At 42.6% G+C, this 20348-nt stretch carries 24 protein-coding genes and 3 riboswitches; of the genes, 15 read left to right on the plus strand and 9 right to left on the minus strand.

Annotated elements, in window-relative coordinates; genetic code table 11:
• The first annotated feature begins 21 nt into the window (after positions 1–21).
• The 3 genes from AC0VZ9_RS02170 to AC0VZ9_RS02180 all read left to right on the plus strand — a co-directional run bounded on the left by AC0VZ9_RS02170 (position 22) and on the right by AC0VZ9_RS02180 (position 2710).
• Positions 22–1209 carry an MFS transporter gene (locus AC0VZ9_RS02170; protein ID WP_009335917.1) on the plus strand — a complete coding sequence of 396 codons (1188 nt, stop codon included), beginning with the start codon at positions 22–24 and terminating at the stop codon, positions 1207–1209.
• A gap of 173 nt (positions 1210–1382) precedes the next feature.
• A riboswitch (glycine riboswitch) is annotated at positions 1383–1483 on the plus strand.
• A gap of 149 nt (positions 1484–1632) precedes the next feature.
• Positions 1633–2499 (plus strand): formyltetrahydrofolate deformylase, encoded by an 867-nt coding sequence (gene purU / locus AC0VZ9_RS02175; protein WP_019380091.1) that lies wholly within the window; start codon positions 1633–1635, stop codon positions 2497–2499.
• 85 nt (positions 2500–2584) lie between these two features.
• Complete coding sequence (locus tag AC0VZ9_RS02180; protein WP_139266815.1) at positions 2585–2710, plus strand: FbpB family small basic protein; 126 nt, start codon at positions 2585–2587, stop codon at positions 2708–2710.
• A 556-nt stretch (positions 2711–3266) separates the two neighbouring features.
• On the opposite strand, the gene AC0VZ9_RS02185 is transcribed toward AC0VZ9_RS02180, so the two are convergent.
• Positions 3267–3587: a hypothetical protein gene (locus tag AC0VZ9_RS02185; RefSeq protein WP_009335915.1), complete on the minus strand. Its 321-nt coding sequence runs from the start codon at positions 3585–3587 to the stop codon at positions 3267–3269.
• Positions 3588–3901: 314 nt separating this feature from the next.
• Between AC0VZ9_RS02185 and AC0VZ9_RS02190 the strand changes: the two genes are divergently transcribed.
• From AC0VZ9_RS02190 to AC0VZ9_RS02210, 5 genes are all read left to right on the plus strand, one after another.
• On the plus strand, positions 3902–5656 hold the full coding sequence (locus tag AC0VZ9_RS02190; RefSeq protein ID WP_475396991.1) for an alkaline phosphatase D family protein: 1755 nt from the start codon (positions 3902–3904) through the stop codon (positions 5654–5656).
• A gap of 15 nt (positions 5657–5671) precedes the next feature.
• Entirely contained in the window at positions 5672–5878 is a 207-nt protein-coding gene (locus AC0VZ9_RS02195; protein ID WP_009335913.1) for a twin-arginine translocase TatA/TatE family subunit, read from the plus strand.
• Positions 5879–6047: 169 nt separating this feature from the next.
• Positions 6048–7043 carry a hypothetical protein gene (locus tag AC0VZ9_RS02200; RefSeq protein WP_071156462.1) on the plus strand — a complete coding sequence of 332 codons (996 nt, stop codon included), beginning with the start codon at positions 6048–6050 and terminating at the stop codon, positions 7041–7043.
• Between the two features lie 318 nt (positions 7044–7361).
• Positions 7362–7487, plus strand: coding sequence for an FbpB family small basic protein (locus tag AC0VZ9_RS02205; protein ID WP_019380085.1), 126 nt, complete (start codon positions 7362–7364; stop codon positions 7485–7487).
• A 14-nt stretch (positions 7488–7501) separates the two neighbouring features.
• On the plus strand, positions 7502–8284 hold the full coding sequence (locus AC0VZ9_RS02210) for a TerC family protein (RefSeq protein ID WP_009335911.1): 783 nt from the start codon (positions 7502–7504) through the stop codon (positions 8282–8284).
• A 52-nt stretch (positions 8285–8336) separates the two neighbouring features.
• On the opposite strand, the gene AC0VZ9_RS02215 is transcribed toward AC0VZ9_RS02210, so the two are convergent.
• Positions 8337–8885, minus strand: coding sequence for a GNAT family N-acetyltransferase (locus tag AC0VZ9_RS02215; RefSeq protein WP_192908066.1), 549 nt, complete (start codon positions 8883–8885; stop codon positions 8337–8339).
• A 99-nt stretch (positions 8886–8984) separates the two neighbouring features.
• Complete coding sequence (locus AC0VZ9_RS02220) at positions 8985–9380, minus strand: VOC family protein (protein WP_009335909.1); 396 nt, start codon at positions 9378–9380, stop codon at positions 8985–8987.
• A gap of 130 nt (positions 9381–9510) precedes the next feature.
• Here AC0VZ9_RS02220 and AC0VZ9_RS02225 point away from each other — a divergent pair, with 130 nt between their 5' ends.
• Positions 9511–9648, plus strand: a complete 138-nt coding sequence (locus AC0VZ9_RS02225) for a hypothetical protein (protein WP_019380083.1) — start codon at positions 9511–9513, stop codon at positions 9646–9648.
• A gap of 131 nt (positions 9649–9779) precedes the next feature.
• Entirely contained in the window at positions 9780–10613 is an 834-nt protein-coding gene (locus AC0VZ9_RS02230) for a TVP38/TMEM64 family protein (RefSeq protein WP_009335908.1), read from the plus strand.
• Between the two features lie 75 nt (positions 10614–10688).
• Here AC0VZ9_RS02230 and AC0VZ9_RS02235 read toward each other — a convergent pair whose 3' ends face one another.
• Positions 10689–11060, minus strand: coding sequence for a PaaI family thioesterase (locus AC0VZ9_RS02235; protein ID WP_226280665.1), 372 nt, complete (start codon positions 11058–11060; stop codon positions 10689–10691).
• Between the two features lie 186 nt (positions 11061–11246).
• On the opposite strand from AC0VZ9_RS02235, the gene AC0VZ9_RS02240 reads away from it, so the two are divergent.
• From AC0VZ9_RS02240 to tenA, 3 genes are all read left to right on the plus strand, one after another.
• Positions 11247–12356, plus strand: coding sequence for an alpha-hydroxy-acid oxidizing protein (locus AC0VZ9_RS02240; RefSeq protein ID WP_071156456.1), 1110 nt, complete (start codon positions 11247–11249; stop codon positions 12354–12356).
• 128 nt (positions 12357–12484) lie between these two features.
• A riboswitch (TPP riboswitch) is annotated at positions 12485–12601 on the plus strand.
• A 112-nt stretch (positions 12602–12713) separates the two neighbouring features.
• A complete protein-coding gene (gene thiW / locus AC0VZ9_RS02245; protein WP_251175351.1) occupies positions 12714–13202 on the plus strand; it encodes an energy coupling factor transporter S component ThiW in 489 nt (162 codons plus the stop codon).
• A gap of 149 nt (positions 13203–13351) precedes the next feature.
• Positions 13352–13453: riboswitch (TPP riboswitch) on the plus strand.
• A gap of 58 nt (positions 13454–13511) precedes the next feature.
• Positions 13512–14201: a thiaminase II gene (tenA, locus tag AC0VZ9_RS02250; RefSeq protein WP_009335904.1), complete on the plus strand. Its 690-nt coding sequence runs from the start codon at positions 13512–13514 to the stop codon at positions 14199–14201.
• A 362-nt stretch (positions 14202–14563) separates the two neighbouring features.
• Here tenA and AC0VZ9_RS02255 read toward each other — a convergent pair whose 3' ends face one another.
• Positions 14564–15271, minus strand: coding sequence for a DUF1287 domain-containing protein (locus tag AC0VZ9_RS02255; protein WP_192908069.1), 708 nt, complete (start codon positions 15269–15271; stop codon positions 14564–14566).
• A 104-nt stretch (positions 15272–15375) separates the two neighbouring features.
• Between AC0VZ9_RS02255 and AC0VZ9_RS02260 the strand changes: the two genes are divergently transcribed.
• A complete protein-coding gene (locus tag AC0VZ9_RS02260) occupies positions 15376–16209 on the plus strand; it encodes a TIM barrel protein (RefSeq protein ID WP_192908070.1) in 834 nt (277 codons plus the stop codon).
• A gap of 122 nt (positions 16210–16331) precedes the next feature.
• Positions 16332–16661 (plus strand): hypothetical protein, encoded by a 330-nt coding sequence (locus tag AC0VZ9_RS02265; RefSeq protein WP_475396992.1) that lies wholly within the window; start codon positions 16332–16334, stop codon positions 16659–16661.
• A 78-nt stretch (positions 16662–16739) separates the two neighbouring features.
• Here the strand turns inward: AC0VZ9_RS02265 and AC0VZ9_RS02270 are convergent, their stop codons facing one another.
• The 4 genes from AC0VZ9_RS02270 to AC0VZ9_RS02285 form a co-directional block, all read right to left on the minus strand.
• Entirely contained in the window at positions 16740–17885 is a 1146-nt protein-coding gene (locus AC0VZ9_RS02270; protein ID WP_475396993.1) for an MGDG synthase family glycosyltransferase, read from the minus strand.
• A gap of 16 nt (positions 17886–17901) precedes the next feature.
• Positions 17902–18489, minus strand: coding sequence for a DedA family protein (locus AC0VZ9_RS02275; RefSeq protein ID WP_192908073.1), 588 nt, complete (start codon positions 18487–18489; stop codon positions 17902–17904).
• Positions 18486–19193 (minus strand): polysaccharide deacetylase family protein, encoded by a 708-nt coding sequence (locus AC0VZ9_RS02280; protein ID WP_009335898.1) that lies wholly within the window; start codon positions 19191–19193, stop codon positions 18486–18488. Before AC0VZ9_RS02280 ends, AC0VZ9_RS02275 begins: the two co-directional genes overlap by 4 nt.
• Before the next feature lie 277 nt (positions 19194–19470).
• Positions 19471–20292 carry a manganese catalase gene (locus AC0VZ9_RS02285; protein ID WP_009335897.1) on the minus strand — a complete coding sequence of 274 codons (822 nt, stop codon included), beginning with the start codon at positions 20290–20292 and terminating at the stop codon, positions 19471–19473.
• Between the last annotated feature and the right edge of the window lie 56 nt (positions 20293–20348).

Genomic DNA, 20348 nt, shown 5'->3' on the forward strand with positions numbered 1-20348 from the left:
ATAGAAGGAGGGGTATCCGCTATGTCTGGGGATCAAAAGAAAAAGATGGTCATACTAATGATCAATATGTTTATTGCGATCGGAAGCTTTGGGATTATTATTCCGATTTTGCCCGCTTATTTGGAATCCATTAATCAGGGTGGAACGGCAGCAGGCTTGATGATTGCCATTTTTGCGGGTGCCCAGCTGATTTTTTCACCCATTGCAGGGAAATGGGCTGACCAATACGGCCGCAGAAAGATGATTATTTACGGGTTAGCTGGTTTGACTTTATCCATGCTTGTCTTTTATGCAGTGGATTCCATATGGCTGCTATATTTTTCTCGTGTCATTGGAGGCGTTGGAGCAGCATTGCTGATTCCAGCTATTTTTGCCTACATTGCAGATATTACAACCATGGAGCAGCGTGCAAAAGGGAATGGCCTTGTCTCAGCTGCGATGTCACTTGGAATCGTGGTCGGACCTGGAATTGGCGGATTTTTGGCTGACTTCGGATTGAAAATGCCATTTCTGATTTCAGCGCTTGTATCTCTAGTTGCAGTTATTTTTTCAATTATGCTCCTCGAAGAGAGCAGCACATTGCAGACGGTGCCGGGAGAGATGCCTGAAGAGGAACCAATGGTCAAGAAGCTGGCAATGTCTGTTAAGAAGCCATATTTTATTCCGCTTGTTATCACATTGGTGATGAGCTTTGGACTAATGGCATATGAATCAGTGCTGGGGCTTTATCTTGATAATGAGTTTGCTGCTACTCCGCAGGAAATCGCCATTATGGTGACTTCAACGGGGGTTATTAGTGTTATTGTTCAGTTATTTGTAGTCGATCGGGTGGTTAATAAATTCGGAGAAGGAAAGGTATTGAATATCTTCTTGGCTGTTGCGGCGTCAGGTTTCCTTGTGTCGCTGTTTGCAGGAAGTTATGCACTATTCTTTTTCATTTCACTGATCATTTTCCTGGCCACTTCCATCCTGCGTCCGGTTTTAACCACGCTTATCTCAAAAATGGCTGGCAATGAGCAGGGATTTGCGATGGGGATGAATAATGCTTATATGAGCATTGGAAATGTACTTGGACCAACGATTGCCGGCGTACTTTACGATGTGCAGATAACCTATCCGTTTGTTCTCGGTCTGGCCCTATTGATCGTTACATTGTGTATCACGATTGCCTGGCAAAAAAAGGAACCAAAACCGAAAGCGGCTGTATAGAAAACGGCTTGGAGACATTGTCTTCAGGCTTTTTTTATTTGCCCTTTATTCTCAAATGATATTGAAAGAAAAATAGTCAGGTTATAATTGTGGCAATTTTGTGAAAGAAACGCAGTTCGATTGACACAGTCTAAATAATGTATTATTCTGAAAATAACAAAAATATTGAGCGAATGACGGCTGCGGGAGAGAGCATTTAGTAGCCACCGAAGGAGCAAGCTTCAAAAATACCCTTGAAGCCAATCTCTCAGGTAGACAGAACCGCAGTCGGACGCATCTCTGGAGAGCGCGCAGGAATCCTGCGACACCAAAGGGGTTAAACTCTCAGGTAAAAGGACAGAGAAGGGGGATGAAGAAGCCGCCTTTTTTTCTGTCCTTTTTATATGGATGGCAGCTTCGGGAAATGCAGATGGAGGAATCTATATGAATAAAAATATCAATGCAAACAGGGCGACATTGCTGATATCTTGTCCTGAGCGGCCGGGCATAATCTCCACAGTCTCCAATTTCCTGCTGGAGCATAAGGCTAATATTGTCCATTTTGACCAGCATACAACCGATCCGCTGGCAGGCATATTCTTTATGCGGATTGAATTCGATATGAATCATTTTGATGAGTCCTTTTCAAAACTGAAAGAGGATCTGCCTGAAATGGCCAGGGAATACTCAATGGAGTGGAAGCTGAGCGGCAAAGGCGAGCGCAAGCGGATGGCTATTTTTGTTTCTAAGATGGATCACTGTCTGCTGGAGCTCCTATGGCGCTGGAAATCGAAGGAGCTTGAAGTGGATATTCCCTTGGTGATCAGCAATCATCCCGACATGAGGGAAGTGGTGGAGGGTTTCGGAATACCTTATCATCATATTCCGATTACACCTGACACTAAAGCTGAAGCTGAGCAAAAGTCGGTGGAGCTTCTGGAAGGAAAAGTGGATTTCATTGTGCTCGCGAGATATATGCAGATCCTTTCGCCTAGCTTTATTTCTAAATATCCAAACAGGATTATCAATATCCATCATAGCTTTCTGCCAGCCTTCGTGGGAGCCAATCCTTATGCACGGGCGTTTAACCGCGGAGTAAAGCTGATTGGGGCAACAGCTCATTATGTAACGAATGATTTGGATGAAGGCCCAATCATTGAACAGGATGTCCAGCGGGTTAATCACCGCCACACTGCACAGGATCTCAAAATTGCAGGACGGCATGTAGAAAGACAGGTCCTCGCTCAGGCAGTCGCCTGGCATGTGGAAGACAAAGTCATTGTGCATGGAAATAAGACGATTGTTTTTTAGGTGATAGACAGACACCATACTCTGTCAAAAAAAATAGATCCAGCATCCAGGAGATTACAGACATCATGAGAGAAGGTGAGCAGAAATGAAAAAGAAAAAATTATCAATGCTTGAAATGATTAAGGCAAATAAAGAAGAGCTTTTAAAAGATAGCCGGGAGCTTGAAAAAATTGAAAAGAAAATAGACGATAAATATGCAAGAGCGCAGTAAGAGAGTACACCCGGTCTGGGAGTAAAACAGGCCGGGTGTTTTTTTATGGAGCTGGGTTAAGAAGTGAAAATGGCGCGAGACTTATTGAGATTAGTGTCTGCGGAAGAGCAGAAAATGAACGAAGGGAGCTAATGAGGGAGAATAGCGTCTTTGAGGAGAGGCAAGAGGAGTGAAGGGAACTAATAAGGATGAATAGGGCCTTTGGGGAGAGATAAGCGGGGGTGAGGAGAACTGATAAGGATGAACATTGCCTTTGAGGAGAGGCAAGCGGGAGTGAAGGGAGATAATAAGAATGGGTAGTGCCCCAGAAGAAGATGAAAAGGGGACGAAGGAAACTAATGCAGATAGGTAGTTTCCCCTTGATAAAAGCATTAAAAACGCCCAGGGAGTCCCTGGGCGCCAGCTTCTTATTTTTGTCTAAAGAAGTCTGTGAAAGCATGATACATTTCCATTCCCTGATAAAAGAACAGGCTGGAAGCTGTTAATGAAAATAAGCCAATCATTAAGAATCGAATCCACATTATTCGTTTCCTCCTTCAATTGTTTTGTTGGACAATTAAGGAGTGTGGATTACATAATTCGCCTCGTAGAAGATGGGGGTATAAAATATCTTTTTTCTGCGGGCGATGATGTGAAGGGCACTGTATACAAAAAGGATAATGGTTAGGTTTATGATGGCTATAGAAAGCATATCCTGTGTGAAGATATGTTTTTTAGGATCATCTTTTAATAGAAAGCTCTCGGTAAAGTCCGAAACCGTTACCGCTTTGCTTTGGTCCATTGGAATATCATTAAAATGGACACCAGGGTATTGGGTGATGAGGAAGGATAAAAATACAGACAGCATTAAAAGTGGCAGTAACTTCATTTTTTTCATTCCCTCACCCCTTTTCAAGATTATAACTATCATCATAAACACTATTTATAGATTAGTAAACTAAAAGATTTTGACAGGATTCGTTAATATTCTATGTATATATTGTAAAAATAGCTGGGACAAATGTTACAGGGGCACAAAGGGATTTTGGCTGCAAGTCTGGATTATAGGTTGAATGAATAACCTAATGCTTACAAAGTCCTGATAAAATAGGCAGAGGTATTGTCATTCTCCTTTACACATCTTCATATTGCTTTAAAAATAGCCTCTTATAATCAACTGTGAATCCAGATTGATTTAAGAGGTGAAGAAAAATGGGACATGAGAGATCGATTGATGATTTAATCAGGAAGTTTAATGAAGAGAACTTAAAGAGGGACATTGACCGCCGGAGCTTTCTATCTGGTGCAGGGAAAATAGCCGGTTTTTCGCTTGCGCTGGCTATGGCGCAATCATTAGGGGTGGGTAATCTAACGGTTGATGCAGCTCCTAAGTTCAGCAAATATCCTTTTACCCTCGGTGTGGCATCAGGAGATCCTCTTTCGGACAGTGTGGTTTTATGGACAAGGCTTGCACCAGATCCGCTTAATGGAGGCGGGATGCCTCATCATGCTGTCCCAGTCAAATGGGAACTTGCTGCAGATGAACATTTCCGAAAAGTTGTTAAACGCGGGACAGAAATTGCAGTGCCGGATTTGGCGCATTCTGTGCATGTGGAGGCAGAAGGCTTAATGCCGGACACTGTCTATTATTATCGTTTTAAAAGCGGCAATGAATTAAGCCCAATTGGGAAAACAAAGACGCTTCCGGCTGCGGGTGCCAAAGTATCAGGGCTATCATTTGCATTTGCTTCATGCCAGCAGTATGAACATGGATTTTTTACAGCCTATCAGCATATGGCAAAGGAAAATCTGGATCTTGTCATTCACCTTGGTGACTACATATATGAATATGGACCAAATGAATATATTTCACCAACAGGAAATGTCCGTCATCATAGCGGACAGGAAATTATCTCTCTCGAAGATTACCGGAATCGCCATGCCCAGTACAAAACGGATCCGCATCTGAGAGAAGCGCATGCTGCTTTCCCTTGGGTAGTCACTTGGGATGACCACGAAGTGGAAAATAACTATGCAGCTGGGATTCCGGAAAAAGGCCAGTCGGCAGAAGCATTTATTAAACGCCGTGCAGCTGCTTATCAGGCTTACTATGAGCACATGCCGCTCCGGTTATCTTCCATGCCAAATGGTGATGGTATGCAGCTGTATAGGGAATTCAGCTATGGCAGCCTAGCGTCATTCCTTGTGCTTGACTCCCGGCAATATCGGGATGACCAGGCAAATGGTGATGGCAGCAAGCCGCATACTCCGGAGTCGCTTGATCCAACCCGCACTCTCCTTGGCAATGAACAGGAACAATGGGTTGAAAGCAATCTAGCCAGCTCCAATGCGCATTGGAATGTACTTGCACAGCAGGTGTTCTTTGCCCAGAGAAATTTTGGATCAATTGCTTCGCCGAAGTTCAGCATGGATGCATGGGATGGTTACCCTGCTGCCCGGCAGCGTCTGACAGATTTTGCTGTTTCAAACAATATCGGAAACCTAATCGTTCTGACTGGGGATGTCCATGCAAGCTGGGCTTCGAATATTCTAACAGACTATAATGATCCAAATGCAAAGCTGATTGGGGCTGAATTTATCGGAACCTCTATCACATCAGGAGGAAACGGATCAGATGTGAGAGCGGATACGGAAAAGACGCTTGCAGAAAATCCGCATATTAAGTTCTTTAATAATTATAGAGGCTATGTCCGCTGCCGGGTAACACCAGAGCAATGGCGTGCAGATTATCGGGTTCTTCCTTTCGTAACAGAGCCTGGAGCGGATATTTCAACAAGAGCATCATTTATTTTTGAAAAAGATCAGGCTGGCTTGAAGCAGGTATCGGCATCTGCTGTACCTCAGGGGGCTGGAATCTCTTCTGAGGTGGAAGAAGATCGCCATCACGCTCATTCAAGGGCACATGAAAAGCAGCTTAAGAAAAAGCGAGAAAAGGTATTACATTAACGGGACGGTGAGAAGATGATTTCCAACATTGGCATTCCAGGCTTAATTCTCGTTCTTGTCATTGCGTTGATCATATTTGGGCCATCCAAGCTTCCTGAAATCGGGCGGGCATTTGGGCGGACCTTAACGGAGTTTAAAAGTGCGGCAAAGGATTTGGTATCAGATGAGGAAAAGAAGGAAGAGCAAAAGCCGGTACTTTCAGCCTTGAAAAAAGAAAAGTAGGAAATAAAAATACAGGCAAGCGAATTAGCCTGTATTTTTATTGCGAACAATATGTGAAATATTTCACATATTGTTCATTTTTGATTCATCCACTGGAATGAAAAGTATTATATATTAATACTGTACTTATATTGTTTACCTAAAATGCCATCAGGGAGGCACGATCATCATGAAAAAAATATTCCAGTTTTTATTAATAGCAGGATTGGTTATGACGCCTTTTTTTGCGAGCGCACATGTGAAATGGTTCACAAATGTGACACCTCAAAAGGAAACGATTGAAAATATATTATCACCTTTATTTTTGGGACTGGCACTGACAGCTGCGATTGTCCTTGCGATGCTGACATTGATTATCCCAAGGACAGCGCAATGGGACAAAGTTAAAAAGCTGGATGACTGGCTCTCAGGATTCCGCAAATATAGCAGGTATATCCTTAAGTATGGTACAGCCGCGGCATTAATAATACAGGTGACGAATGGAACATTATTTGCGCCTGAATTTTATTTAACCAATACGATTGCAATGATTCTAACTTGGGCAGCAATTGGCTTTCTGCTTATTCCGCATCACATCTCTACAAAGGCCGGAGCCGTTATTTTATTGGGGCTATTTGTGTACGTTACCCTTCTGAATGGCATTTTCCATATGCTTGATTATGGATATTATGTTGCCATTATTGGAGTCTTGCTGGTCGGCAGCACAAAGCTTGAGCAGGTTGGATTTCCATTCCTTTATTTAGGCACAGGTTTATCTTTATGCTGGGTGGCTGTTGAAAAATGGGTATATCCAAGCATGTCTCTTGATATTGTAGCCAATCACGGAGTTCCCACATTCGGCTTTGCCCCGGCTGCATTCGTTGTAATGGCTGCATTCATTGAGTTTGTTGTCGGTTACCTTCTAGTGGTAGGGATCCTTAACCGGGTAGTTGGCTTTGTGGTTACGGTTATTTTTATTACAACCACGATGCTGTTTGGAATGACAGAAGTAATCGGCCATTTTATGATCCATATTGTCCTGATTATCTTCATCATTGAAGGGGTGTCTTTTTATAACCCGCCTATTAAGCTTCATAAAACCAGGGCAGATCAATTTGTGTTTGTTTTCCTGAACTTTATTTTCGTCCTTGCGACATTCATTCTGATTTATTACCGATTTGCATAAGGGTTGACACCTTAAGAAAAATAGAATATGATTAACGTATAGTTGAATAGTTTCTCCTAAAGGGGAGTAGCTTTTACAGCAGAGTCGTCATTTCGGAGTTTAGAGCTCCCGGCTTTGTTGGCAACCTTAACGTTGTTAGCAAGACCTTTGCCTGTTTCGGGTAAAGGTCTTTTTGTTTTTTTAAACCTTTACCGCTTGCTGGTAGAGGTTTTTTTATTGCCTGATATAGCTTGGCAATGGAAATCCTCAATCGACATAACTGCAGGGAAACAGTGCGAAGCTTTCAATACTTAAAAAATAGAAGGAAAGGAGACCAAGATGAAAAAAGCTAGAGTATCATTTGCAGAATTAATTAAGAAAAACAAAGAAGAGCTGCTGAGAGATCAAGAATTGCTGGCTAAAATTGAAAAACGTGTAGACGAAAAATATACAAAGGTGAAATAAGGGAGGGTGTTTAGATGGAATTATCACTAATACTTGAGTATGGATGGGTATTGCTGCTGCTTGTGGCGCTGGAGGGTTTATTGGCTGCTGATAACGCGCTGGTGCTGGCGATTATGGTTAAGCATCTTCCGGAGGAGCAGAGGAAGAAGGCTTTATTTTACGGGTTAGCTGGAGCGTTTGTTTTCCGCTTTGGATCGTTATTTGCGATTTCATATCTAGTAGATGTATGGCAGGTTCAAGCCATTGGAGCGCTATACCTTCTGTTTATCGCTGCTAATCATATATTAAGAAAATTCCTTGTAAAAAAAGGCGAGGAAGAAGCAGGAGTAACGAAAGAAAAGAAACAATCTGGTTTTTGGCTGACAGTATTTAAGGTTGAGCTGGCTGATATTGCATTCGCTGTAGATTCCATTCTGGCAGCGGTCGCTCTGGCCGTGGCCCTTCCGGATTCAGGACTTGGCCATATAGGCGGACTTGACGGCGGAAAGTTCTTTGTCATCTTTGCCGGGGGTATGATCGGATTGATCATTATGCGTTTTGCTGCAAACCTCTTTGTCGATCTGCTTCACAGGAGACCTGGACTTGAGGTTGCAGCATTTGGTATTGTCGGCTGGGTTGGTGTCAAACTGGCTGTCTATACAATGTCCCATCCGGCGCTGGCGATCCTGCCTGAAGGATTTGCCAAATCGACCGAATGGAAAACTACTTTCTATGTAGTCTTAATTGGAATAGCATTAGCTGGATGGTTTCTTTCCAAGGAAAAACAGGAAGTGCCGGCTGAAGAAAAAGCAAGCTAAATCAAACAGGGCGGAGTATACCGCCCTGTTTTTTATGTAGAGGATCATTCAATCAAATGTTTGATTGAATACCCATGAGCCCGGGTCTGGCCTGCCATTCAGCTTTCAGGATGCTCATTTCTATCAAGTTCCAATATTTATTTCTAACTTTATTGGTCTGCCTAAGAAGTCCCTCTTTTTGGAACCCTGCCTGCTCGTAAATCTTAATAGCAGGCAAATTAAAATCAAAAACCCCAAGGCTGATTCTATTTAATTTCAGCTCTTGGAAGGCAAAGTTCAGGATTTGATGAATCATTTCTGAAGCATACCCTTTCCCCCGTGCTGTGGGGCTGATGAAAACCTTGCCAATCCTCGCAGTTTCGTTGACACGGTCAACTCTGCCAAGGGAAATATGACCGACGATTTCATCGTTTGCCAAAACTTTGCAGATATATTCCGAGCTGGTTTCCAGATTTGCAGAGCTTATATACTTAGCAAGCTGCTCATGATTAAGGGGGAATTTGAAATGGGCACCGCTCCACTGAACCATTAATTCCGGTGTACTGATCCAGCTGATGAGCAAATCGAAATCTTTTTCTGTAAAAGGTTCTAATCTTACCATGGGAATCTCCTTCTTATTAATCATCTGAATTCGCAGTTTTTCAACCTTTTTCCCTTTTACCAGCCTGGTTTGTAAATTGAGGCTTGAGGCTTTTTTTCTTTATTGGCCTTTATGCAGCACGTTGCATGCGCTAAGCAGATTGCCATCCGGATCCTTAAAGCCAAATCCTCCAAAGCCATGTTCCTCATTAATATTAAGCGGACCAACTTCAATGTTTTTCACCTGCAGCCAATGATGGAACTCTTCTAAGGATTGTGTATAGAAATCAATGATGCTGTGTTCGACACCATTATGGGAATTGGAAAAAGATAATGACTTTCTGTCTTCGGTTTCTACAAGGAAGATTGTTGGAACACCCTTTGCTTGAAAGCTTAGCATAGCATTTTTCTCACCTTTGAATTCAACTTTAACACCAAGAACCTCTACATAAAATGCTACTGACCGCTCCAAGTTTGAAACTGGTATCTCAACAGTAGCAATATGTGAAATAAACATTTGGACCCTCCTTTTATATCGAGTTTTTTACCTATTTTACAGAGTGCAGGAAAAATCCTGCTAATTATGCGTGAAATGAAAGTAATGAGTACATATTAATTTAAAGAACCATAAGGAAGGAGCAAATGAGTTGTCTGGAAAAGATGAGCAAAATAAGAAACAGACACAAGGCCCAAAAGAAGAGAGGGAACTTGTCAATGAGTTTGGAAAGTATAAAGGGGATCAGCCGGTTCCGCAGCCTAAGGATTATGATGAGATAGAGTATTAAAAAAGCAGGATAAGTCCTGCTTTTTTAATATTTAAGTCTCTGGCCTTAGCTTATTTTAATGCTAAGGGAGCTTAATCCTCTTTGTATTCTCTTCTAAACTATAGTTAAGAAAAGCAAGAAGGGGAAAATGTATGAATGGAAAAATTGAAGTTAGTTTTCATGGACTTATCATTTTATTAGCATTGTATATATTGTTTAATTATATGCCGACACTTTTGCCGGCTTATAAATGGGGTATTATTGCAGGCATGGCTGCCATATTAGTGATGGATTTTTACTTTTTTGCTGCAGGCAAGTTATCCCGATTGAAATACAGCAGACTGGCACTTATTTATATGTTCTGTCTGCTGTTAATAGTTTTTATGACCTTTTATTTAACAAAAATACTTGTTTTGACTGATGCCTATGGGCTCGAGAGAATGCTGAGGGAATATGAAGCGGAGGGCAAGCTCATCTTTTTCCTGGTTTGCTTTTTACAGCCTATTCTGTTGCCGCTTCCTGAAGCCGTAACACTGCCTGCCGGAAGTGCCGTATTCGGTCCCGCAGCCGCTGCCTTTCTTGGATTTACAGGTACACTTTCGGGGATTATTGTTATGTTCTTGACTGCAAGGATAGGAGGATTAAAGCTTGTATCCCGGTTTATAAAAGAGCGGCATCTGATCAAATACCAAAAATACATGGAGAAAAATGAAAACACCATACTAATGCTGATGTTTGTTATTCCGATATTGCCGGATGAGATCATTTGTGTTGGAGCAGGAATGGGTGGTGTTTCATTTAAAAAGTTCCTGGGAATTGCGTCTATTTCCAAAATGTTAACTTCCTTGCTGCTGGCTTACTCGCTTTCATTGGCCAATGCCTTATCTTTATCTGGCTCACAGCTTTTATTAGTCGTTTCGGTTGTGATAGGGGTATTTTACAGTGTATCCCACTTGTATAAAAAGAAGAAGGATAGAAACTATTAGGACTGTCTTTAACCTTTAATGGTTCCTCCTATCGCTGTCAGCGAAACTATTCAGGCAACGATAGGATTAATCACTTTAGATAGATGCGAAGATTCCCGATGCTTTGGCGACCAGCTGATCCTGGTCGTTATAAATCAGGCAGTCTGTGTGGTTGAGGGTGCGCCCCCTCTTCACAAGGTGAGCATTGGCGATAAGAAATTCACCTGTCGCCCCCTTTAGGAAAGTGACCTTTAAATCAGCTGTCACCACGGATTGCATCTGGTTTTCATCCGGCTCGAAAATATTCCCCATCGCTACATCCGCAAGAGTGGAAATGACGCCTCCATGAACCAGCCCCGCGCTGTTAATAAAGAGCGGCTGAATTGGCAAAGTCACTTTCATATTGCTTTCACTGACTCTTTCGTAATGGAATTTCAGAAATTCATCAAAAGGCTGTTTGATTAACATTTTGTACACTCCAATTTCATTAAGGTTAAAATGTTTATTCATGATTTTTTGTGAAATCCCTGCTTATTGCGGCTAATTTGTATAGGAAAGGCTGTAACTGCGAATTTATGATTTTATTAGATGGTTTCATAAAATCTGAAAAAGTGTTATTATTTTCAATAAATTCAAAAAAGGCAGGGCTGGAATATGGCAAAAGTAGAGAATATTAGTTTCGCAGAAAACTTTCCTATTTCATTTAAGGAACTGGAAGAAGAAGCAGAGAAAGTGATGGGAGCTGGCGGATTTGGCTATGTCCAATCAGGAGCCGGGGGAGAAGAAACGCTGAAAAAGAATATCGAATCCTTTGCAAAATACTCAATTGTACCGAGGATGCTTAGAGATGTATCAGTGCCGGATATAAGTGTGAATTTATTTGGAAAAACGTATCCTTATCCAGTATTCCTTGCACCTATAGGAATGCAGCGTCTTGAACACAGTGAGGGAGAGCTTGCATCTGCCCGGGCGGCAGCTTCGTTTGGAATTCCTTTTATCCAGAGCACGGTATCCAGTTATTCCATTGAAGAAATCGCAAATGCAACAGGCACGAGTCCAAAATGGTTCCAATTATATTGGTCCAATTATGAAGATGCTGCGTTCAGTATGGTGCGCCGGGCGGAGGAATCAGGCTATGAAGCAATTGTGTTAACAGTAGATACGGTGATGATGGGGTGGAGGGAAGCTGATCTAAGAAACAATTTTTCACCGTTAAAGCTTGGCTATGGAAAAGCAAACTATGAGAGTGACCCGGTCTTTATGGCCACTCTCCATGACGGTGATGTAGTTCAGGGAATCCTTGATAATATCCATCATCCAACCTTGAGCTGGGAGCATATTGCTAGGTTAAAAGAGAAAACAAATCTGCCGATTCTATTAAAGGGTATTCTCCATCCCGAAGATGCCAGGCTGGCCGTTGAAAAAGGGATAGACGGAATCATAGTCTCCAATCATGGCGGCAGGCAGCTTGATGGAGTGATTGCGGCGATTGATGCGCTTGGACCGGTTGTGAAGGAAGTCAAAGGAAGAATTCCAGTATTGTTTGACAGCGGCATTCGCCGCGGTTCCGATGTGGTCAAAGCACTGGCATTAGGAGCCGACGCAGTTTGCCTGGGAAGGCCGTATGTGTACGGTTTGGCCATTGGCGGGCAGAATGGAGTTGAAAAAGTACTTGCCAACTTTATTGAAGAAACAAAAGTGTCACTTTCTCTGGCAGGAGTCGGGAGTCTAAAGGAAATGGCAAGTCTGAAGCTACTTCGATAGTTTCTCAGCAGAAATCGAAGAGCGCTTAATACATTGATTGCACCAAGAAAAGTATATAAGCAAAAAGATTGATGACAGTGCCGGAATAATTTGTTAAGCTTGAGATAGCTTATCAAACTAAATATCTATGCAGCTACTAGGGGTGCCCCGAATGTGCGGGCTGAGAGGAAAGCGCGTTATAGCTTTCTGACTCTTATGGACCTGATCTGGTTAATGCCAGCGGAGGGAAGTAGGATTTGACTATATGTCAATTCATATACTTAAACCAAGCCAGGTCCTTATGGGAATCTGGCTTTTTTGTATACATACTTCCCATCCTGATAAGCAATCAGGCGGCCCTTTAGAAAGGAGGTTTAGATGAACAGAACCCGATTGTTAACTACGATGGCTTTATTTGTAGCAATTGGGACACTGGGATCCCATTTGCTCTGGTTTCCGGCAGGCATAGCCAAGGCCTATCCGGTGCAGCATGCGGTGAATGTATTGGCAGCGGTGACGCTTGGCCCCCTGCCTGCAGCAGCTGTGGCATTTATGATTGGCCTGCTTCGTAATTTGCTTGGATTCGGGACGCTGCTTGCGTTTCCAGGCGGCATGATCGGAGCGTTTTTGGCAGGTGTGCTTTATTTGAAGTTCGGCCGGAAAATATGGGCTGCTGTAGGAGAAGTGGTAGGTACCGGCATAATCGGTGCATTGTTTGCAGTCCCTTTTGCAAAGGTTCTCATGGGAAGCGCAGCTGGGGCATTCTTCTTTGTGCCGCCATTCCTGGTCAGCAGCATTGCCGGTGCGGCCATAGGCTGGATGGTTTTGGCAAAGGTTAAAGAGAAGAATCTGGTTCAGAATATATGATGATTTTGAGCTGGCGAAGCTGGATGAGTAAGCAGCATAGTAAAGAAATCTGACTTAATGAGCGATTTTCAAGAGTTATAAGCGAAATCCCAAATTTATGAGAGAAAAACGTCAAGTTAGAAAATCGGTAAAAAACAATTAAAATGTTAGAAAACTGCTAGGGGCGCTACGGCTGAGATAAGGAGCTTTTCCTTTGTCCCTTGGAACCTGATCTGGATAATGCCAGCGCAGGGAAGCAGTGAGGACCTCGTTTTATATCCTCATGCTTTTTCCCCGGCAGCTTCTGTAATTAATAAGGAGGCTATTTTTATGACTTTTTCAGAGATTCTGCGCAAGGAAAATGAAGATTTGTTTCAGCTGATATTTGAGCACCCATTTGTCCAGGGTATCGGGAGAGGGGACGTGCCGAAAGAGGCACTGGCCCATTACATTAAAGCGGACTTTGAGTATCTGAATGCGTTCATGCATATTTATGGGATTGCCATTTCAAAGTCAGCAGAGCGTAAGGATATTGCATATTTTAATCAGCAAATAGAATTTGTATTGAACAGCGAAGTACATCCCCACCATAATTTCTGCCAGCAGATTGGCGTGGATTACGAAGCATTGCAGGGCTATCCGCTCCCTCCAACAGCTGATCATTATGTTAAGCATATGATGTATCATGCCCACACAGGCGGCATGGGTGAAATCCTTGCTGCATTATTGCCTTGTCCATGGACTTATTGGGAGATTGGGCTTGAACTCATGAAGCAATATGAGCCAGATGAGAACCATCCGTTTTATCCATGGATCTCTTTTTACGCAAATTTAAGGGTCGAAGCTGTGACCATGAATATGAGAAACCGTTTGGATGAGCTTGCTGATGCGGCATCACCGGAAGAAAGGCAGCGAATGAAGGATGCTTTCCGAAAAAGCTGCCAGCTGGAGCTTGGCTTCTGGGAGATGGCTTACACCTGCGAAGAGTGGCCGGCAGGCAATCCTGCAGCAGTAAGATAAGAAAAGCGCAAGCGCCTCGCTCAAAAAGGAACGCAGGCTAAGAGCGCAACGTCCTCCCAAAAGCTACCGCTTTCGGTCGTGCGATGTATCGCTGCCGTAGCTTTCCTTGTCCTGTGGCAACGTCTGCATGACCCACATCCTCCCATAATCTGCCGCTTTTGGTCGTGCGATGATTATGCTGACGAAGCCTTCCTTGTCCTGCGGGCCTCAGGGATAAGACGGTTCCTTATGGCCCCGGGTTCCTAGGAGCCGGAGCTAGACAAGCTTGTGACCTCAAGGGGGGAGGCTGCTTGCGCTAGACAGTTATCGAAGTTCAAAATTTTATACTTTCGTATTTAATAAGAAAAACGCCTGCATCTGCTTTATGGCAGTGCAGGCGTTTTTTCAAAATCCCATCTGTAATGAGCGGTAATAGGAGTCTTAAAAGAAGAGAGTTTTACTTCTGCTGCAAATGGTGTGGAGTTATGTATGACATATGGAATGCCATCTTTCGTCCGTTTGTCAGATATGATGGCAACATGGTCGAATTTAGGAGAAAGGAAAACCACAATGTCACCCGGCTGCCATTGCTGAAGGTTCTTAATATCTCCTGGAATCAGTTCTGTTGTTAATGACTTTGCGAAGCGGCTGAAAAAGACATTCTGGTTTGGCACCCTCCTGAAATCAATGTTTGGATCAGGATTGCCCTTCACTCTTGAATACAAGTCCGTATTCTCGGCGATATCCTGATCAATAAGATCCTTTATGGTTACATCAGCCCCCTGGAAACCCCTCCAAACCACATCTGTACAGACACCTTCACCATCGGGCGGATATCCTCCCGCATAGTAGGCACTTTTATATGGCGTGCGCTGTTCCACTTCTTTTCTGGCTGTCAGGACCATATCAAGCGGATCGGCAATGCCGTTTTGATTAGAATCGGCCTTTGAATAAGCAGCAGGCACTTCCATTTTCTTTGCCAAAGGATTTTCAAAATGAATGCCGATGGAATCCAGAATGATTCCGCTTCGGAAAAAAAGAATGAATAATAACAGTACTGCGATAATGGAACCAAACACTTTTTTTATCATAAAAGTCTCCTCATGTATTTTAATGATTAGACGGCATTATTTTCCAATAAGTTACATAGAGGTATGATAAGATTGCTATAAGAATACATAAGAGAGGGGATATCATGGCTCATCATATAGGGATATCGGGAAGCGTCATTTTGTCAGACAGCAAGCTGTTTCCTGAACTTTTTAAACGTCATTTGCCGCATATTGAGATAGGCGAATTTCAAGATGAAGAATCTTTCCGCCGTTTTATTGAAATGCTGGGTAAAACAAACAAAAGCTTTGGTCTTCATTCGCCTCTTTTCCGGGGACAAAGCAAATACGATCTGCTGGAAAAGATCCGTATAAATCCGAAGGAAGCCTGGATCCAGTTTGAGACGGAAGTGGAAAGAATGTCCCGGCTTGGAGCTGAATACATATTGGTGCACTTTCCTTACTTTAAAAAGGAAACCAATGGGAATCCAGCAGAGATCATTGAGGAGGGACTCAAGAAACTCAGTTCTCTTCAGAGTAAGTATGGGATTATGATTGTGTGTGAACCTAAATTGGGATTCCAGCAATCGCCAGCAGGGATTCATTATCTTGACCGCTTTCCTGTAGAGACATGGAAGAAATACGGACTCAGCCTCTGTGTCGATATTGGGGATTATATATTGGCCGCAGGCGAGAAGGCCATAAATTATATAGAAAAATGGTCCGAGTTTGTAAGAGTGGTCCATTTACATAATGTTGAATATCAGGGTGATAAATATATTTGGGTGCCTGTACATCCATCTCATGAGAATGATGGCAATCATCATAAAATTAAGAAGCTGATGGATTTTTTAGCTAAAGAATGCAAGGATGTATTTTTTGTCATGGAATACACTCCACACACGAACCCTCCGGAAAAAATGGTAGAAGAAGGGATCGGGTGGGCAATAGAGGTGATTGAGGAAGGGTCTGTTAGTTAAGGAAGCAGGCCGCCTGGCATTAATTTTGTGCACGTTGAAAATAAAAGGTTATGATACCTTGTATGTATGCTTAGATATATGTGAAATTATTCACAATCGAGAGAGGAGGTTCATTTATTCTGATGCTGGGATTAAAAATAAAAACGGCCCTGCAGGCTTCCATTCTTTTTACATTTGGTTTTTGGCTTCTCTTTTTCTTGTCTGAAGGGGAACTGTTTTCTTTCTTCCTGATTATGTTTTTTTTTTTACTGCTTTTTCGGAAATGTGATATACGGTGTCCCAGTGTCGCTGCTTCATATGGCGGATCAGGCGGTGTACAGGGAGATGGTTATGAATATTCGTATACCTATTTTTTGGTTGGCTGTGATGAGAACATGGATGATCATGGAACTAGCCCTGGGATTGAGGATATTCTTTATGAAGAGGGTTTGATTAATCAAACGTTTGATTGAAATGGAAAACAGCCTGAAGATTCCAGGCTGTTAATTATTTATCGCAGTCTTACTTCCAGAGCCCAGCTGAGCGAAGTTTCACTTTAAAGTGGGGATAGCTCTTATGGAATGTACAGTTTCAGGCGTTTTTCTGCCGGTGCTTTTAATTGACATTAACATGGCATAGTCCAATGGGCAATTGACTTTTGCCAGATAGGAATCAATGTGTTTTCTTAGACTAAGTATAGCTTCTTCATTATTAAGCTGTTCAGCAATGTGCTTGTCATTAATGACAAGCACCAGATTTTTCTCAAGCAAATAGTCCAAATTGATTTCCTCTTGTCCGGGGAGTGAGGTATGGACCAGAATCGGAAGTTTCTTTTGCAGTGCTTCACTAATTGTAACTCCGCCTGGTTTGGTCAAAATAGCATCGGCTTTATTATATAGCTGGTTCATTTCAAAAGGGTCTTCAATATATCCAATGGGCTCGATATGCTTTGAATCGAGTGCTTGGAGTGAGCTATATAATTCGTCATTATTTCCGCAAAGGATCAGAAATCGAATATGAGGAACCTTCTGCATAGCGACTATAAAATCACAGTTTACTAAGCCGCTGTTTCCTCCTGCAACCAGAATATGGCGTATCCGGTTATCTTTCTTAAATGGAACCTGAAGGTGATACGCAGAATGAACCGGTATGCCTGTTACAAAAATTTGCTCATCAGGAATATTGTGCTTTTTAATAAGCTTTTCCTTCGCCTCGGGATGAGGTACGAAATGAAAATCAATTCCCCGTTTTCCCCATATATCATTAATAAAAAAATCCGTGTAAACATTCACCGCCGTGACGTCCCGGTATCGTCCCTTTTGCTTTAGTGAACTGATGATTCCAGATGGAAAAGAATGAGTGCAAAATATTAAATCCGGATTTTCTTCATCAAGGAACTTCTGCATTTTTCGTTCAAAATAATAGGATAGAACCTGTAAATCAGGCTGCAATTTAAAAGGGTGCTGCTTATACATAATGGTGTAATATAATGCCCTGTAAAGGAAAGGGGCACCCAGGAAACCTTTTAAATATATCCCTGATACCAGCTTCTCAAGCTTATCACTGCAATAGGAAAGAAAGTCGACTATTTTGATTTCAGCATCAGGATATTGGCTTTGAATATTATCCTGAATTGTTTTGGCAACTTTTGAATGTCCCGTGGGGAATTGAAATAATGGGAGCAGCAGAACTTTCATAATACCCTCCTCTCTGTCACTTGGATTTATTTTTTGCATACTTAAAGAGCATGTAGATTGCGAATATAACTAATAATAAAACCCCGAGATATGGAACATATTCAGGATTTATATCAAATAGGCTTCCTGCAAAGTATCCCGCGGCAATTATAGGGAGCACCCAGCTAAGGGAGCCTGCAGCAGAATATAGAAGGTACTGATGAAAAGGAACTTTTGAAATGCCGGCAAAGTAAGGGCTTATCTGACGTATTCCCGGCATATAAAAACCAGCAAAGATCATGAATCGATGATTCTCCATGTACTTTTTCTGGGCGGTATTCCATCTCTGTTCCGTGATCCCAATATATCTGCCATATTTTTTGAGAAAGGGCGTACCTGCTTTTTTACCGATCCAATACGCTGAAAGCATCCCAAGCAGCACACCTGCTTCTGCACAGACAGCGGATTCGGCAAAGCTTAGTTGATGATTTCCAATTAACACGCCAATCAGGAATAATAGCGATTCTTCCGGAGCAGGAATGCCGACAATCCCGAAAAATAAAAATAAAAAGATAATCCAATACCCGTAGGACGAAATAAATTCAATAATTGTTTCAGTACTCATGTGCGATGCCCCTGATATCCTTCTTTTAAAGAAACAAAATGGATCCCTTTTAGTGCTGACTGCTGCAAATACTGGTCCAGATGGCCGATCATATATTCAGGTGCATTGGAGTCTGCGCCAAGAGTTTCACCGCTGTCGTGGAGAAGAAAAATCCGGCCAGGCACGGTTTCTTTTGCCAGCGACTTTGAAAGGGTGTTCCTGATATGCTGGATCTTCCAATCCTTAAAAATGCCCGACCACATAATAATCTTATACTTTCTTGCCATCCAGAGGGTAAATAAATTGAAGTGTCCCCATGGCGGACGATAAAAATAGACTTCTTCATTAATCGTTTCTTCAATAACTTGTTTTGTTTGCTCCAGCTGTTTTTTTAAAGATCCCGGTGAAAGGATCCAGCTTGAGACATGCCTATAATGATGGATGCCAATTGTATGACCATCCGCCTGCATTCTTTTAAGCAGCAGCGGATGCTTGGCTGCTTTTTCCCCGACAACAAAAAAGGCTGCCTTTGCTTCATGCTTTTTTAAGACATCCAGAAGCCTCGCTGTATATTGTGGATCCGGGCCATCATCAAAGGTTAAAGCAATGGAATTGGGTTCGGTTATTTCTTTTACAATTCCCCAATTCAGCGATCGTATGAGTACAGTGGGCAGAACTGCGTAACTAATAAATATAATCAGTGCGGCGGTAAAAAAATAAATCATGCAAACTAGATCCTTTCCGGCGGTGTATCACTTATTTTCATTCCCCTTTTATAGTGAGGGTAACCTTAATGTTCATAGTGAATGTAATGAAAATAGAATTTAGATTCATTATTCCAGTCATCTCAAAAGGGTGGGATGGTTTTATCATATAAAAAATTTGAAGGAAGTCAATGGAGAGGATGGATATTAAAGAGGAAAGCGATGTCCAATTCAATCAAACGTTTGATTGAACTAACAAAACAAGCTGATGCTTCAGCCTGTTTTGTTAGTTCTATTATTAATCCATCGGTAATGTGTTATGAAGGTTTGGAGGTGCAGGCTTGAGCATAGGCTTGTCCCCTTCAGGCTTTGGATTGCCTACATATTTGTATTCTCCCTGGCCATCCAGAGCAGGGCCCTGTGCCCATCTGCCTGTGCTGCTTTCTTCGCCTGCTGATAGGTTGTAGAGAGTGTAAGAGATATCTGTGCGTTCTTTCTCACGAGGGAAGGTGCTAGGGACGAGCAGGCCTTCTTTTTCTTCAAGCTCCGCAATCGCAGCAGCCCATTGGTTTTGGTGGTAGGCATCTCTGGCAATCAGAACTGAAAGCAGCTCTTTAATGCCCTTATCATCAGTCATTTCATAGAGACGTGCAGCCTGCAGCCGGCCCTGTGACTCTGCATTCAAGTTTGAACGAAAGTCTGCTAATAGGTTTCCGCTGGCTGTAATATAGGTACCCATCCAAGGGTTCCCTACACTGTCAGTCGGACGTGCACCAAGTCCGGAGACAATGGCATGCTGCGGATTCATTCCGCCCATAATCGCTCCAACCACTGGGTCCTTTGCTGCTTCTTGCTGCTGATTAACAGGGGCGTCGTCCATTAGTCTGGCAACCATTGTTGCGAGCATTTCCACATGTCCAATTTCTTCAGTCCCAATATCCAGCAGAAGGTCGCGATATTTTTCATTCCCACGAGTTGCCCAACCCTGAAACATGTACTGCATGGCAACCGTCATTTCACCATATTGGCCGCCAATCAATTCCTGAAGCTTTTTGGCAAAAACGGGATCCGGACGTTCCGGCTTAGCTTCAAATTGCAATTCTTTTACATGAAAAAACATCTAAATTCCTCCTATGCTATAGATTTCCAAATATACACTGTATCTATTGCCCTGAA

The organism is Cytobacillus sp. QJM3NY_8, assembly GCF_056173585.1.

Coding starts and splice junctions, on each gene's coding strand:
- AC0VZ9_RS02170 (WP_009335917.1), top strand. CDS start 22: ATGTCTGGGGATCAAAAGAAAAAGATGGTCATACTAATGATCAATATG.
- purU (WP_019380091.1), top strand. CDS start 1,633: ATGAATAAAAATATCAATGCAAACAGGGCGACATTGCTGATATCTTGT.
- AC0VZ9_RS02180 (WP_139266815.1), top strand. CDS start 2,585: ATGAAAAAGAAAAAATTATCAATGCTTGAAATGATTAAGGCAAATAAA.
- AC0VZ9_RS02185 (WP_009335915.1), bottom strand. CDS start 3,587: ATGAAAAAAATGAAGTTACTGCCACTTTTAATGCTGTCTGTATTTTTA.
- AC0VZ9_RS02190 (WP_475396991.1), top strand. CDS start 3,902: ATGGGACATGAGAGATCGATTGATGATTTAATCAGGAAGTTTAATGAA.
- AC0VZ9_RS02195 (WP_009335913.1), top strand. CDS start 5,672: ATGATTTCCAACATTGGCATTCCAGGCTTAATTCTCGTTCTTGTCATT.
- AC0VZ9_RS02200 (WP_071156462.1), top strand. CDS start 6,048: ATGAAAAAAATATTCCAGTTTTTATTAATAGCAGGATTGGTTATGACG.
- AC0VZ9_RS02205 (WP_019380085.1), top strand. CDS start 7,362: ATGAAAAAAGCTAGAGTATCATTTGCAGAATTAATTAAGAAAAACAAA.
- AC0VZ9_RS02210 (WP_009335911.1), top strand. CDS start 7,502: ATGGAATTATCACTAATACTTGAGTATGGATGGGTATTGCTGCTGCTT.
- AC0VZ9_RS02215 (WP_192908066.1), bottom strand. CDS start 8,885: ATGGTAAGATTAGAACCTTTTACAGAAAAAGATTTCGATTTGCTCATC.
- AC0VZ9_RS02220 (WP_009335909.1), bottom strand. CDS start 9,380: ATGTTTATTTCACATATTGCTACTGTTGAGATACCAGTTTCAAACTTG.
- AC0VZ9_RS02230 (WP_009335908.1), top strand. CDS start 9,780: ATGAATGGAAAAATTGAAGTTAGTTTTCATGGACTTATCATTTTATTA.
- AC0VZ9_RS02235 (WP_226280665.1), bottom strand. CDS start 11,060: ATGTTAATCAAACAGCCTTTTGATGAATTTCTGAAATTCCATTACGAA.
- AC0VZ9_RS02240 (WP_071156456.1), top strand. CDS start 11,247: ATGGCAAAAGTAGAGAATATTAGTTTCGCAGAAAACTTTCCTATTTCA.
- thiW (WP_251175351.1), top strand. CDS start 12,714: ATGAACAGAACCCGATTGTTAACTACGATGGCTTTATTTGTAGCAATT.
- tenA (WP_009335904.1), top strand. CDS start 13,512: ATGACTTTTTCAGAGATTCTGCGCAAGGAAAATGAAGATTTGTTTCAG.
- AC0VZ9_RS02255 (WP_192908069.1), bottom strand. CDS start 15,271: ATGATAAAAAAAGTGTTTGGTTCCATTATCGCAGTACTGTTATTATTC.
- AC0VZ9_RS02260 (WP_192908070.1), top strand. CDS start 15,376: ATGGCTCATCATATAGGGATATCGGGAAGCGTCATTTTGTCAGACAGC.
- AC0VZ9_RS02265 (WP_475396992.1), top strand. CDS start 16,332: ATGCTGGGATTAAAAATAAAAACGGCCCTGCAGGCTTCCATTCTTTTT.
- AC0VZ9_RS02270 (WP_475396993.1), bottom strand. CDS start 17,885: ATGAAAGTTCTGCTGCTCCCATTATTTCAATTCCCCACGGGACATTCA.
- AC0VZ9_RS02275 (WP_192908073.1), bottom strand. CDS start 18,489: ATGAGTACTGAAACAATTATTGAATTTATTTCGTCCTACGGGTATTGG.
- AC0VZ9_RS02280 (WP_009335898.1), bottom strand. CDS start 19,193: ATGATTTATTTTTTTACCGCCGCACTGATTATATTTATTAGTTACGCA.
- AC0VZ9_RS02285 (WP_009335897.1), bottom strand. CDS start 20,292: ATGTTTTTTCATGTAAAAGAATTGCAATTTGAAGCTAAGCCGGAACGT.